This is a genomic window from Psychrobacter sp. 1U2, assembly GCF_051847575.1.
Genome location: NZ_JBPYDC010001617.1, coordinates 1 through 558, shown reverse-complemented (window position 1 = coordinate 558; position 558 = coordinate 1). Strand labels below are relative to the sequence as shown.

Annotated in this window: 1 protein-coding gene; it reads right to left on the bottom strand. The window is 45.0% G+C overall.

The genetic code is table 11. The features are described from left to right. Positions 1 to 558 (bottom strand): transporter substrate-binding domain-containing protein (locus tag ACS8FD_RS23480; protein WP_439277623.1); only part of this gene is annotated, 558 nt, incomplete at both ends.

Genomic DNA, 558 nt, shown 5'->3' with positions numbered 1-558 from the left:
TCTGATCATAGACACCATTAGACTTTAGCTCAGCCAACGCTTCATTGAATTTGGCAACTAGAGGATCACCTTTACGAAAGGCCATGCCCATGGCATCTTCTTCGGTACTAATCTCTTGGCCTTTGACTTCATAGTCTTGACCAGCTTCTGTCTTTAGCCAATCAATACCTGTCACTTTATCTGACATCATTGCACGTACGCGACCTGAAGTTAGGTCTAGATAGGCATTGTCTTGAGTATCATAAAGCTTGATGTCAGCATCAGGGTATTCGTCTTGCAGGTACTGTGACGAGACCGTTGAGCGCTGCGAAGCTACAGGCTGTCCTTTTAGGTCAGCGACACTGATGTCATCGCCTTTTTTGCCGATTAAGATAATGCCAGTGTGAAAGTACGGATCCGTAAAATCTACCACTTCTTTACGCTCAGGTGTGATCGACATACCAGCGATAATCGCATCGAATTTTTGTGCATTAAGTCCAGGAATAAGACCATCCCAATCTTGAGAGATTACCTCACACTCAGCTTGCATTTGCGCACATAGCGCATCGACCAGTTCAA